Raw genomic sequence first — 13882 nt, forward strand, 5'->3', positions numbered from 1 at the left:
AATTAGATAAGAGGATATCCAAAAAAATTGATAACATCAGTTTTTTAGAGGGTATCCTCTTTTTTTATATTAAAAATTTAACGGGAATCTTACTTTTGTAAATTTTCTTTTTCTTTTTTGTGCATATAGGTTGGTAATATGTGCAGTGCGTGATAAAGTAGGGATGACATCGAATGGAATGTCGAAAATCTATGAAAAAGATCCGGAATGAATCTTGTGTAGTGGAATTAAATTATCGGTAAATAAGGGGAAAAAAGCAATCATGGATCACGAAAAAAATAATGCGAATGGGAAATCACGTCGGCCAATTGTATACATAAAAAGAACAATCATTCTCGTCTTACTATTTTCACTTGTATATTTCATGTATACAAAAATTGTTGCGCATAATAAGAAAGAAGAAACTTTAAAAGCAGCAGCAGAAATGAAGAAACAAGAAGAGCTAAAAAAGAAAGAAGAAAAAAAGAAGCAAGAAGCAAAAAAACAAAAAGAGCAGGAAGAACAAGTGAAGCAAGCAAAAGCTGTGGAAAAGCCTGCTGAGGGACCACCTCAAGAAATTAATGAAAACGCTCAATTAGATCAATATTTGCAAAAAACAGGATTTAGCGGGACAGCGGTTATTGTGAAGAACGGAAAGGTTCTTTTGAATAAAGGATACGGTATGGCGAACAAAGAAAAACAAGTACCGAATAATTCAGAGACAACTTTTTATATTGGTTCTATTTCAAAGGCTTTTGTAGCGACTACTATTATGCAATTAAAAGATCAAAATAAGTTACATGTAGAGGATACGATTGCGAAGTATATTCCAGATTTCCCTCAAGGTAATGGTATTCAGTTAAAACATTTACTAACACATACATCAGGAATTCCAGAGTACGAGCAGGGAACAGAGGATATCTCTCATGAAGAATTGATAAAACGAATAGGAAAGCAAAAGCGTATTGGAAGTCCAGGAGAGAAATGGAAGTATTCCGATTCTAACTATTCAATACTCGCCTATATTGCTGAGAAGGTAAGCGGACAACCGTTAGAAGAGTATATTAAACAACATATTTTTGCTACTGCTGGTATGAAACATTCTGGTTTTGGTAGAGAGCTAGAACAAACAAGATTTCCATCGACAGGTTATAAAATAGTAAATAACAATATGACAACACCTAATATTCCAAGTATGTCACAACTTTATGGTTGTGGTGATATATATACAAGTGCCCATGATTTATATTTATTTAATGAAGCGCTCTTCTCTGGAAAGTTGATTTCAAAAGAAAGCTACGATCAAATGTTTACAGGTGGAAAAAAAGATTACGGGTTTGGATGGTATGTAGACCCGGGAAGTTACTCGAACCACGGTGTAATGCCAGGCTGGAACTGTTTAAATGGATTTAGTAAAAATGGAAGTGTATATGTCGTTTTATTATCTAACATTCAAAACAATATTAAATCCTTTGGTAAAGTGAATAATGACATTTATACGATGTTACGAAATATTGAAGTGTAAGAGATTATCCTATTGGATAGTCTTTTTTTATTGAGGAAGTGTATGTGCAATGGGATAATGAAATAAAGTGAAACTTTGATCAGTCGGGGGTTTCTTCATCCCCTACTGATTATTAGTTGAACCAATCGGGATTTTACGGGCAGTCGATCCCCACCTAACTTCCTTGCTTTTGCTGAATTTTGAAGTGGGGGTCTTACTGCCCGGCGAATAGCGGGATAAATGGAAAAGGGGGAGGGATATGAGCATACATAGGCATCACGCACGTAATGCGAAACGCATTTTTTTTGTATCTGTCATTGTATGGATTATCGTCGCAATTGGATTAGTGATGGAATATAAAAAAGGGACGCTATTCACTTCGGAGAAAGAAAATTTGAAATTAATAAGTGTTGTAATACCGGCATTTGGATTATTAATATATAGCTTTATAGAAAAACGAAGATCAAAAATGCTCAAACAGGAAAATTATAATATAGAGACTTCTGAATTATTGGAGCAACAAAAATTTGTTGTTCGCAAAGAGGTAGGAGTATTTCAAGTGATTACATACTTTGGATTAGATGGCAGTGCAGTAGGATTTTTAAAAGAAGAGTATGATTTTGTGATTCAAAGTATATGGCAAGCTGTACTCTCTTTTCTTTTTAAGGGACTACATAAGCAACAATTTTATTTATATAATCACTCGGGAGAAAGATTATTGCGTGTTCAAAAGAAGATGGGAGTACGCAACTTTTATATTTTTTCTAATGTAGATGGAAAGAAAATTGGAGAGTTGAAACAAGTACTAAGTTTAACAAAGTGGGAATGGATTTTTTTAGGGGTGGATGGTAAAGAATGTGGTAAAGTGACTGGGGATCTTTCAGCAACAATGCAGAAAATAGACTGGCGAGATGGAACGCATATTGATGTGAAAGAAGATGGTATTCCATTAGAAGCTGTTAAGTATTTTTCGGCAAGCGGTGGTTCTCTTGTTACAGCTTATATAAGTGAACAGGCAGCATTACCGAGAGCGGTTTATTATAGTGTCTCTGCGATAGTTACAATTAAAAATTAAGATATAAAAAAAGATAGATGGGATACCATCTATCTTTTTTGTAATTAGAACATATTGTTTCGTTGAAAAATGTATGTCTTACCTATCACAAAAAGAGTCTGCTTTGTATACATTAAGATGTATGGATATATTTTTATAATTTAAAAATAATAGGAGGAGAAGTGTATGTGTTTATTCGGTAAGTATTGGAAAAAGTTATCGAGATTGTTTAATAGACAATTAGATTATTTTTTAGATAATAAGTTATTACCTGCTGTGGAACGACTTTTATTTTCACAAAACTTCGCGAGATTTATTCAAAGAAACTCTAAGCAAGCTACGGAAGAATTTATTGAATCAAGTAGATTTCAATCTATTATTTGTAACATTTTAAAAGAATGTAATACATCACCTTTTAAAGAAATTGCAGAGCAGTATTTGGGTAAAAACGTAGAAATTACGGTGACAGTTGGACAGTTAACAGGTGTGATTGTAGCAGTTGGTGATGATTTCTTAACACTGCAAGAAGGAATAGGAACAGAAGTTTTATTGCCATTTACAAGTATTATATCAATTAAAGAAGCGTAAGAAAGGAGACTTATATATGTTATTTACTGAAGAATTACGTAATCATGTTGGTGAGCTAGTGCAAGTTGTGACAGCGGCCGAAATTGTTGCAGGTATTCTGTTATCTGTGACAGACGGGGCAGTAAGTGTTCGTACTTCTCCTTCTTATGGACCACCGGAAGATGTAGTTGTACGTATTCCTATCATTTCTTATGTTCGCTTGGAAGGGTAAGCGTGGTACAAGTATGAGGGTATCAGTTATTATTCCAGCGCATAATGAAGCGAGTACTTTATCACAAGTTTTAGTAGAAGTGGAGAAATTGAAACCATATGAAATTATCGTAGTAGATAATGGATCGACAGACGGAACAAAAGAAATAGCCTTACAACATCATTGCCATGTCATTTATTATAAATATTCTCTTGGTAATGATGTTGGACGGGCAATTGGTGCAAGAGAAGCGAAAGGCGACATTGTTTTGTTTTTAGACGGTGATATCGTCATTGATAATAAAGAGCTACAACGTTTTATAAAAGGCATTCAGCAAGGTCACCAAATTGTTGTGAATAATTTAACATGGTCTGTTTATTTAAAGATGAGACCGCATTATACGACAGTTGGCAAATTTATGTTGAATCGTTATTTGAATAAAAAAGAGCTTGTTGTTGGATCTTTAATCGCAATTCCGCATGCAATGAGTAGGGAAGTTATTCAAAAGTTTGGTTGGTGGAATTTAGCGGATCCAGCATTATTTCAAGCGATAGCGATGTCTAGAGGAGTAGATATTGTTGATATGGCTTCTGTCGATGTCATTCATACAAATAAAGTGCGTCCCGTTCATACTGGTACATCACCTGGCTCTCCTTATCCGAAAGCGACTAGTCGTATTATGGGGGATCATTTACGTGCTTTGCAATACGTAATCGAAATATATGGTAAGCGTGGTGGCTTTTCGGAAGGAAATAGGGATAGAGCATTTATAGGAAAGTATAAACCAGTTTTATTACAAAAGAAAAAAGCGAAATATAGTGCGATTATCCCAGTATCAGAAGAAAAGACGACTATAAGATCTGTTATACAAGAAGTGAAAAAATCAGGTGTAGATGAAATTATAGTTGTTGCGAATGGAGCGGACGTTGAGACAATTAAACAAGCGAAGCTAGAGAATGTCATTGTTATTGAATTTGAGGAAGCGCTTGGACATAATGTAGCCCGAGCGATAGGAGCTATGCATGCTACGGCCGATATTTGTTTATTTGTCGATGGTGATTTTGTTATTCCAGGAAAAAAACTAATTCCATTTTTACATGCTATTGAAGATGGAAATGATGTGGCATTAAATGATTTACAGTGTTTATTAGATATGTTTTATCCGGCAGACCCAATTAGCATGGGAAAATATTTTGTGAATTTAGTAGCGAAACGACCAGATTTATGGAATAACTCATTAACGGCAGTACCACATGCTATGCATAAAAAAGTAATAGAGAAAATCGGATATGATTCTCTTATCATTCCGCCACTCGCTCAAATGAAAGCTATTTTGGAGGGATTCTCTATTACAGCGGTAGAATTTGTAGATGTTATAAAAACAAATCGAGTACGCCCAGAGCAACATGGATTTGTAAATGGGCGTATTCCAGCATTTGATCGTATTTTCGGTGATCAACTCGAGGCGATTGCATATTTATTGCAATCCACAGACGAGCGCGGGAGTTTTACAGATGGAGAGCGGGATAGAAATATCATTCAACAATTGAGAAAGGAAGAAGAGAATACAGATGAATGTTAGTAGTACAGTTGCCATTATCGGATTAGGATATGTTGGTCTTCCTTTGGCAGTTCATTTTGCAGAGAGAGGACATACAGTACTTGGATTAGATAAAGATACTAGAAAAATAGAATCAATTATACAGGGAGAAAGTTATATTCCAGATGTTTCTTCTAAATTGTTACAAAGTTTATTGACTAGAAAAAAATTAATAGTAAATACACCGGATCAAGGTATTGCTGATTTTCAAAATAGTGATTACGTTATTGTCACTGTCCCAACCCCAATTAATGAACAAAGAGAACCAGACTTAAGTGCCCTCATTTCAGCTTCGCATTATATACAACAAAACCTTCAAAAAGGACAAACCTTCATTTTCGAAAGTTCCACATATCCAGGTACGCTCGAGGAAGTTATTATTCCGATTATTTCTCAAACAGGAAAAAAGGTAGGAGAAGATTTCTATATTGGATATTCTCCTGAGAGAATTGATCCAGCTAATAGTCAATATTCCGTTCAAACGATTCCAAAAGTCATTAGTGGACAAACAGAAATGTGTAAACAAAAAGTACAGGCTTTGTATAGCACTATATTTGATGTAGTTGTTCCAGTTAGCTCCCCAAAAGTAGCAGAAATGTGTAAGCTATTTGAAAATATTCAGCGCTTAGTCAATATTTCATTAGTAAATGAGTTAAATATACTATGTGAAAGTTTAGGAATTGATTTTTATGAGGCACTTGAAGCGGCATCTACAAAACCGTTTGGATTTACGCCGTATTGGCCAGGACCAGGGATAGGGGGACACTGTATTCCGGTAGATCCTTTATATTTCCAGTGGAGAATAAAAAAGAATGGAGCAATGAGTCAATTAATTGAGGCGGCACATGTAATTAATGAGGAAATGCCAGAAAAAATGGTCCGGAAAGTAAAAGGTGTGGTGCAATCACCTGCAACGGTTTTAATTGTAGGGATTGCATATAAAAAAGATGTAAATGACTTAAGAGAATCACCAGCGTTACCAATTATTGAATTGTTAATAAAAGAAGGATATGAGATAGAGTATCACGATCCATATATTTCTTCTGCAAAATTTGGAGATAAGGTGTATCAATCTGTTTCTTTGGATGAACAAGTCGTTAAACAAGCGGATTGTATTTTAATTTTAACAGATCATTCTAATATCGATTGGAAGATTTTTAAAGGGATAAAGCAAGTCGTAGATACACGTGGAATTATAAAGAAGGTGAGTGTATGAGTAAGAAATGTTTAATTACAGGTGGAGCAGGATTTATTGGATCACATTTAGCTGAAGAGCTGGTGAAAAGAGGTTATGATGTCACTATCATTGATAATTTCTATAAAGGGAAAAATAAATATCATGATGAGTTAATGAAAGAAATTCGGGTTATTCCAATAAGTGTTTTAGATCGAAATTCTATTTATGAATTAGTGAACCAACATGATGTAGTGTTTCATTTAGCAGCAATTTTAGGTGTGAAAACGACAATGGAAAAGAGCATAGAGCTTATTGAAACGAATTTTGATGGAACGAGAAACATTTTACAAGCAGCGCTAAAAGGAAAGAAGAAAGTTGTTTTTGCGTCTACTTCAGAAGTATATGGTAAGGCAAAGCCACCCTTTTCTGAAGAAGGAGATCGATTATACGGTGCAACTTCTAAAATACGTTGGAGTTATGCAGTTTGTAAAACGTTAGAAGAAACATTATGTTTAGGATACGGTTTAGAAGGCTTACCTGTAACGATTGTTCGTTATTTTAATATTTATGGTCCAAGAGCGAAAGATGGTCCGTATGCAGGGGTAATCCCGCGATTTATCCGCGCAGCACTGCAAGGAGAAGACATTCTCGTATATGGAGATGGAAAACAGACACGTTGTTTTACGTATGTAAGTGATGCGGTAGAGGCAACGATTCGAGCAATGGATGAGAAGGTAAATGGTGAGATTATTAATATAGGTTCTGAGAATGAAAAGAGTATAAAAGAAGTAGCAGAAGTAATTAAAAAGCTAACGAAATCTTCTTCAAAGATTGTTCAAGTTCCTTTCGAAGAGGTATATCCACATGGCTTTGAAGAAATTCCAAATAGAAGACCAGATGTAACGAAATTAAGAGAACTTGTTCAATTTCAAGCGAAAGTAACGTGGGAACAAGGGTTGAAAGAAACTATTAAATGGTTTCGTGAAGAAAACAATGGCTAAGTCACTATCGATTATTATACCTGTATGTAATGAAGCGGATACGATTTCAGACGTTATTCAATCGGCAAAAGGATTAAATCCAGTAGAGATTATTGTAGTAGCAAACGGTTGTAATGATGGAACAGAAGAGGTTGCTGATCGTTTAGGGTGTAAAGTAATCAAGTATACAGAGCTACTGGGGAATGATGTTGGCCGTGCAGTTGGCGCAAAACACGCGATAGGTGACGTATTACTATTTATAGATGGAGATTTTGCTATTCAAACTTCAAAGTTACAATTATTCCTAAATCCAATTTTACATGATCAGGCCGACATCGTTTTAAATAATTTGGATGCGTTATTTTTAAAGAAACAAAAACCGCACTCAGTGACAGTATGGCGCCAAATATTAAATGCAATGCTAGAGCGTGAAGAGTTAAAGATTGATTCTTTATTATCTGTACCTCACGCGTTGACGAAAGAAGTTGTTCAAAGCATTGGGTATGAATGTTTTGTTAATCCTATTGTCGCTCATTTACGCCTTATTCAAAGCAAATGGAGAATTAGTCGACATTGTGCAATTGACGTTATTACACCAAATAAATTTCGGCCGACCGAGCATGCTGCGTATGGCACGGGTCTTTCTCATTCTGAAAAAAGGATGATAGGTGACCATATAGAAGCTGTAGCGGAGCGAATAGTAGGTAGCGATGAACGCGGAGGGTATTATGATGGAAATAGGAAAAGAGATAGTGTCTATCATACTTTAGATTTTAAAGATTTTTATCAAGGATGGGGCGTTACATCGAATTTGTATAAGGGAAAGCAATTATCGGTCATTATTCCTGTACAAGATGAAGAGAAAACAATTGGAAACGTTATAGAAGAGCTTCGCAAAATTGAACCTTTTGAAATTATCGTTGTTGTAAATGGTTCGTCTGATCAAACAGCAACGATTGCAAAAGAAAAGGGAGCAACGACAATTGTATATAAAGAAGCACTCGGAAATGATGTGGGGCGCTCACTTGGAACGTATTTCGCAAAAGGAGAAATTGTGTTATTTATAGACGGCGATTTTGTTATTCCAGCGAGTGAGTTATATCCTTTTGCGAAAGCTATTGCAGATGGAACAGACGTTGCATTAAATGATCTAAATCATTATTTAGATTTAAGAGTACCGCTTCATCTTGTAACTGCATTTAAATATGCATTAAATTTAGCTTGTGATAGAAAAGATCTAGGCGTAGGCTCTCTTATCGCTATACCGAATGCGTTTAGTCGTAAGTGTTTGGAAGAAATTGGATATAGATCTTTACTGGCACCGTGTGTAGCTCAAGTGAAAGCTATTCTTTCAGGATTTGAAGTTGCATGTGTAAGTCGTGTTGAAGTCGATAAGATGAACCGTATTCGACCCAGTGAACATTTTGCTAAAATAGGTCATCCACCAGCTGTACTTCGAATTATAGGTGATCATATAGAAGGGTTAGAGCAATTAATTGTATTAACAGGCAGTCGTGGTGGATTCCATGATGGAAATAGAAAAAGAGATATTTTATCCGACTTTAATGGGCAGTAAGACCCCCACTGATTAAAGTTTCATTTTATAGGTAACAAAAAAGTGTACAACATATGTACACTTTTTTGTTCTGCTATAAAAACTATAACAGATTAGGAGATAAGAGTATTACAGCTCTACAATGGGTATTGTTCTTATATTACAAAATAGGACTCGTATATAAGAATACCAAAAAAATACAATTAAGGAAAGGGTTAATTTTAAAGACTTTCAAATGAAGTTAACACTATGTATATAGTAGTTTGCTCAATATTTCACAAACATGTCACAACTATTTCGTTCACTTTCGTAAAAAAGTAGTATTCTAAGTGTGTAAGCTGTTATATAAAAAATCTTAGTCCTGTACTAATCAAAAATGGAGGAGATTAGGATGACTCAAGTATTAGAAAATGTTAAAAACGCATGGGAAAACTTTAAAGGTGAAAAATGGAAAGCAGAGATTGATGTTCGCGATTTCATTTTAAATAATGTAAACGTTTACGAGGGAGATGAATCTTTCTTAGCGGGAGCAACTGAAGCAACGAAACAACTTTGGGATCAAGTAATGGATTTAACAACGAAAGAACGTGAAAACGGTGGCGTTCTTGATATGGATACAAAAATTGTTTCTTCTATTACATCACATGAACCAGGATATTTAAATAAAGAGACTGAAAAAGTAGTCGGTTTCCAAACTGATAAACCATTTAAACGTTCTTTACAACCATATGGTGGTATTCGTATGGCGGAACAAGCTTGTGAATCTTATGGATACGAAATGGATAAAGAGCTTAGTCGTATTTTCAGAGATTGGAGAAAAACTCATAACCAAGGCGTATTTGATGCTTATACACCAGAAATGAGAGCTGCTCGTAAATCAGGTGTTATTACTGGTCTTCCGGATGCATACGGACGTGGACGTATTATCGGTGACTACCGCCGCGTAGCATTATATGGAGTAGATCATTTAATTGAAGCGAAGAAAGTAGATTTAAATTTAACTGGCGGTGTAATGAGTGAAGATATAATGCGTTTACGCGAAGAGTTATCTGAGCAAATACGTGCACTTCAAGAGTTAAAACAAATGGCTGCTTCTCATGGCTTTGATATTTCTAAGCCAGCAACAACTGCTCAAGAAGCATTCCAATGGCTATACTTCGCATATCTTGCAGCAATTAAAGAGCAAAACGGAGCTGCAATGAGTCTTGGACGTACTTCCACATTCTTAGATATTTATATTGAAAGAGATTTAGCAAATGGTACTTTAACAGAAGAAGACGTACAAGAAATTGTGGATCACTTCATTATGAAATTACGTCTTGTGAAATTTGCAAGAACACCTGATTATAATGAATTATTCTCTGGTGACCCAACTTGGGTAACTGAGTCTATCGGCGGTATGGCATTAGATGGCCGTCCATTAGTAACAAAGAACTCATTCCGTTTCTTGCATACACTAGATAATTTAGGACCAGCTCCAGAACCAAACTTAACAGTTCTTTGGTCTAAACAATTACCACAGAACTTTAAAAACTACTGTGCGAAAATGTCTATTAAAACATCAGCAATTCAATATGAAAATGATGACATTATGCGTGCTGACTACGGCGATGATTACGGAATTGCTTGTTGTGTATCTGCAATGAGAATTGGTAAACAAATGCAGTTCTTCGGCGCACGTGCAAACTTAGCAAAAGCATTACTATATGCGATTAACGGTGGTAAAGATGAAAAATCTAAAGCACAAGTTGGTCCTGAGTACGCACCGATTACTTCTGAAGTATTAGATTATGAAGAAGTTATGCATAAGTTTGATATGACAATGGAATGGTTAGCGGGTCTATATTTAAACACATTAAATGTTATTCACTACATGCACGATAAATATAGCTATGAACGTATTGAAATGGCACTTCACGATACAAATGTTCTTCGTACAATGGCAACAGGTATCGCGGGTCTATCTGTAGTAGCAGACTCTTTAAGTGCAATTAAATACGCACAAGTAAAACCAATTCGCGATGAAAACGGAATTGCAGTTGACTTTGAAATCGAAGGAGATTTCCCTAAATACGGTAACAATGATGACCGTGTAGATGAAATTGCTGTAAATCTTGTGAAAACATTTATGAATAAACTTCGTAAACACAAAACATATAGAAATTCTGTTCATACAATGTCAATCTTAACAATCACATCTAACGTTGTATACGGTAAGAAAACTGGTAACACTCCAGATGGTCGCCGTACTGGAGAACCATTTGCACCAGGTGCGAACCCAATGCATGGACGTGATACAAAAGGTGCGTTAGCTTCATTATTATCTGTAGCTAAATTACCATATGAAGATGCACAAGATGGCATTTCTAATACATTCTCTATTATTCCAAAAGCACTTGGTAAAGAGGATGAAGTACAAGTACGTAACTTAGTATCAATGCTTGATGGTTATGCAGTAAAAGAAGGCCATCACTTAAATATTAACGTATTTAACCGTGAAACATTAATGGATGCAATGGAACATCCTGAGAAATATCCACAATTAACAATTCGCGTATCTGGTTACGCTGTAAACTTTATTAAATTAACTCGTGAACAACAAATCGATGTAATTAACCGTACAATGCATGAAAGCATGTAAATGAAAAAAGTGTCCCTCTGCATTTTATAAATAGCAGAGGGAGGCTGTTTCAATAAAGGAGGAAGTAACATGGTAAAAGGAAGAATTCATTCTGTAGAGTCTTGTGGTACTGTTGATGGCCCAGGAATTCGTTATGTCATATTTACACAAGGGTGTTTATTACGTTGTCAATATTGTCATAATGCTGATACGTGGGAGATCGGTAAAGGAAAAGAAATAACAGTCGAAGAAGTAATGCAGGATGTGACATGTTACCTTCCTTTTATTGAAGCTTCCGGAGGCGGTATAACAGTTAGTGGTGGGGAACCATTATTACAACTAGATTTCTTAATTGAATTATTTAAGAAATGTAAGGAAATTGGAATTCATACAACAATTGACTCTTCGGGTGGTTGTTATTCTGAAGAACCAGAATTCCAAAATAAGCTAGATATTTTAATGGAGTACACAGATTTAGTTTTATTGGATTTGAAACATATTGATTCAAAGAAACATCGTAAATTAACAGGAAAACCAAATGAACATATTTTACAATTTGCTCGTTATTTATCGGATAAAAATAAACCGATTTGGGTACGACACGTATTAGTTCCTGGTATTACTGATAATGAGGAGGATCTACAAAAACTATCTAGTTTTATTCAAAGTCTGTCTAATGTTCAGAAAGTTGAAGTACTACCATACCATAAGCTTGGTGTATATAAATGGGAGGCACTTGGGCATAAGTATCCACTCGCAAATGTAGAACCGCCTACTGAAAAAAATGTAGAAGAAGCAAGACATATTTTACAAGCAGTCTAATCCAAATATTGGGTTAGGCTTTTTGCTTTCTTTACAATAAAACCTAGAGTATATATGGAGAAAAGAGTATACTGAAAATAGAATATCCATATTTTTGTAAGGAATAAGTGGAGAAATTTACATAATTGTAAAGGGAAATCAAAATAGTAAAAAGAATTAAGAAGTAAAAGAGTGAGTATCATGGAATAGAGAACATTTGTAAGTTATTGCGAAAGCTCTTATAGGAAAGTATAATGTAAAGATATGAGCACAGATAGGATTAAGGGGTCAATCTTATATGCTTTGCATATCCACGACAGGTACATAGCTGAAAGAGAAATATTAGAGTCTGTTTATGTAATTTTTAAGGAAAATGTTTTTCCTATTGTCGTATATGCAATATGGAGAAACAATAAGCTAGGAGTGGATTTGTTTGATAAAAAACCCCAAGGTTTTAATATTAACTGCACATTACGGAAACGGTCATGTGCAAGTAGCGAAAACATTAGAACAAACATTTCGCCAAAAAGGAATTAAAGATGTAATTGTATGCGATTTGTTCGGAGAATCACATCCGGTTATAACCGATATTACAAAATATTTATATTTAAAAAGTTATACAATAGGAAAAGAATTGTACCGCTTGTTTTATTATGGCGTGGAAAAAATTTATGATAAAAAAATAGCATCTTGGTATGCGAATTTTGGAAGAAAACGTTTGAAATTACTTTTACAAGCGGAGAAACCGGATATTGTTATTAATACCTTTCCGATTATAGCTGTACCAGAATTAAAAAAGCAAACAGGTATTTCAATTCCTGTGTATAACGTATTAACGGATTTTTGTGTGCACAAAATATGGATTCATCGGGAAGTAGATCGTTATTTTGTAGCAACTGATCACGTAAAAAAAGTTATGGTTGATATTGGTGTACCTGCGGAGCAAATTGTTGAAACTGGAATTCCGATTCGTAGTAGTTTTGAGTTAAAGATTAATCCAGACATTATATATAATAAATATCAGTTATGTAAGAATAAAAAGATTTTACTAATTGTAGCAGGTGCTCATGGGGTATTAGGAAGTGTAAAAGAACTATGCCAATCATTTATGTCAGTACCTGATTTACAAGTAGTTGTCGTTTGTGGGAAAAATGAAGCGTTAAAACAGGATTTATTAGGGTTACAGGAAAAAAATCCTGATGCATTAAAAGTATTTGGTTATGTAGAAAATATTGATGAACTATTCCGTGTTACTTCTTGTATGATTACAAAGCCAGGCGGTATTACGTTAAGTGAAGCGGCAGCATTGCAAGTACCTGTCATTTTATATAAGCCTGTTCCAGGACAAGAAAATGAAAATGCGATGTACTTTGAAAGAAAAGGGGCTGCAGTTGTCATTCGTGATGATAGTGAGGTTTTTGCAAAAACAGAGGCGTTATTACAAGATGATATGAAGCTTCTTCAAATGAAAGAAGCGATGAAAAGCATTTATCGCCCAGAGCCAGCTGATCATATTGTGGATACAATTTTGGCAGAAAATCATGTAGAACCGAATCATATACCTATTAAATCACCTGCTCTTGCACAATCATTTACTTAATATGAAACCCTCTTTTGTATGTTTAAAGAGGGTTTTTTATTGTTTTCCAAGATAAAGACTTATCCACATGAAGAGTGCGCTTTCATTAAACAGTAAAGTCGGAATATTAACAACTATATCCACATTATCCACAATTTTTAGAAAAATATCCACAATTCTAACATTTGATGTGCGTTACAACATACAAACTTGTGAAGGGTTTTTGTAATTTATTCACAATTCTATCAATTCTGT

At 34.9% G+C, this 13882-nt stretch carries 11 protein-coding genes; all 11 read left to right on the top strand.

What is annotated here, in order from left to right:
- Positions 1 to 262: 262 nt before the first annotated feature.
- The 11 genes from MR083_RS09400 to MR083_RS09450 all read left to right on the top strand — a co-directional run bounded on the left by MR083_RS09400 (position 263) and on the right by MR083_RS09450 (position 13648).
- Positions 263 to 1504, top strand: a complete 1242-nt coding sequence (locus tag MR083_RS09400) for a serine hydrolase domain-containing protein (protein WP_242269058.1) — start codon at positions 263 to 265, stop codon at positions 1502 to 1504.
- A 238-nt stretch (positions 1505 to 1742) separates the two neighbouring features.
- Positions 1743 to 2558, top strand: coding sequence for a sugar ABC transporter ATP-binding protein (locus MR083_RS09405; protein WP_088106206.1), 816 nt, complete (start codon positions 1743 to 1745; stop codon positions 2556 to 2558).
- Positions 2559 to 2723: 165 nt separating this feature from the next.
- Complete coding sequence (locus tag MR083_RS09410) at positions 2724 to 3125, top strand: LSm family protein (protein ID WP_000335520.1); 402 nt, start codon at positions 2724 to 2726, stop codon at positions 3123 to 3125.
- A 16-nt stretch (positions 3126 to 3141) separates the two neighbouring features.
- Complete coding sequence (locus MR083_RS09415) at positions 3142 to 3336, top strand: LSm family protein (protein WP_000899480.1); 195 nt, start codon at positions 3142 to 3144, stop codon at positions 3334 to 3336.
- Positions 3317 to 4897 (top strand): glycosyltransferase family 2 protein, encoded by a 1581-nt coding sequence (locus MR083_RS09420; protein WP_242269066.1) that lies wholly within the window; start codon positions 3317 to 3319, stop codon positions 4895 to 4897. The genes MR083_RS09415 and MR083_RS09420 overlap by 20 nt, the downstream gene beginning before the upstream one ends.
- Complete coding sequence (locus MR083_RS09425) at positions 4887 to 6131, top strand: nucleotide sugar dehydrogenase (protein WP_016716383.1); 1245 nt, start codon at positions 4887 to 4889, stop codon at positions 6129 to 6131. The genes MR083_RS09420 and MR083_RS09425 overlap by 11 nt, the downstream gene beginning before the upstream one ends.
- Entirely contained in the window at positions 6128 to 7093 is a 966-nt protein-coding gene (locus MR083_RS09430) for an NAD-dependent epimerase/dehydratase family protein (protein WP_242269060.1), read from the top strand. The genes MR083_RS09425 and MR083_RS09430 overlap by 4 nt, the downstream gene beginning before the upstream one ends.
- On the top strand, positions 7086 to 8648 hold the full coding sequence (locus tag MR083_RS09435) for a glycosyltransferase family 2 protein (RefSeq protein ID WP_242269062.1): 1563 nt from the start codon (positions 7086 to 7088) through the stop codon (positions 8646 to 8648). Before MR083_RS09430 ends, MR083_RS09435 begins: the two co-directional genes overlap by 8 nt.
- A 370-nt stretch (positions 8649 to 9018) precedes the next feature.
- The gene (gene pflB, locus MR083_RS09440; RefSeq protein ID WP_242269064.1) at positions 9019 to 11268 is read left to right on the top strand and encodes a formate C-acetyltransferase; all 2250 of its coding nucleotides are present in this window, start codon (positions 9019 to 9021) and stop codon (positions 11266 to 11268) included.
- 69 nt (positions 11269 to 11337) lie between these two features.
- The gene (gene pflA, locus MR083_RS09445; RefSeq protein WP_000238472.1) at positions 11338 to 12069 is read left to right on the top strand and encodes a pyruvate formate-lyase-activating protein; all 732 of its coding nucleotides are present in this window, start codon (positions 11338 to 11340) and stop codon (positions 12067 to 12069) included.
- A gap of 412 nt (positions 12070 to 12481) precedes the next feature.
- Positions 12482 to 13648, top strand: coding sequence for a diglucosyl diacylglycerol synthase (locus MR083_RS09450; protein WP_000594706.1), 1167 nt, complete (start codon positions 12482 to 12484; stop codon positions 13646 to 13648).
- Positions 13649 to 13882: the final 234 nt, after the last annotated feature.

This window comes from Bacillus cereus group sp. BfR-BA-01408, from assembly GCF_022663305.1.
GTDB lineage: Bacteria > Bacillota > Bacilli > Bacillales > Bacillaceae_G > Bacillus_A > Bacillus_A pacificus.